This window comes from Sporomusa sp., from assembly GCF_057736855.1.
In genome coordinates this window covers 1-355 of sequence record NZ_JBYKYF010000215.1, presented here as the reverse complement: position 1 = coordinate 355, position 355 = coordinate 1, and the positions used below count along the sequence as shown (strand labels likewise).

The following is a 355-nucleotide window of genomic DNA, read 5'->3' as shown; positions in this document are numbered from 1 at the left end:
GGCGGGAGCGGGGGGACCTCACTGGTTACTCCCGGTATGCGGGCTTTGCCAATAGGGGTGCCGAAAGTGATGGTTTCTACGGTGGCTTCCGGGGATGTGTCCATGTATGTGGGTACAAGCGATATTTTTATGTATCCTTCCATTGTCGATGTTGCCGGCTTGAACTCCATTTCAACGAAAATCTTTACCAATGCAGCGCTGGCTATTGCGGGTATGGTAAAATTTGAGGTTAATAAAGTGCTGGACAAGAAACCGCTGATTGCGGCTTCAATGTTCGGGGTAACGACACCATGTGTTAACCAGGCCAGAGAATACTTAGAACAGCAAGGCTATGAGGTTCTAATCTTCCATGCCA

Annotated in this window: 1 protein-coding gene; it reads left to right on the top strand. The window is 49.0% G+C overall.

Going from position 1 to position 355, the window contains the following annotated elements; genetic code table 11:
* Positions 1-36 precede the first annotated feature (36 nt).
* A partial coding sequence (locus AC29Z1_RS12910) for a Tm-1-like ATP-binding domain-containing protein (protein ID WP_488271870.1) occupies positions 37-355 on the top strand: 319 nt, incomplete at its 3' end.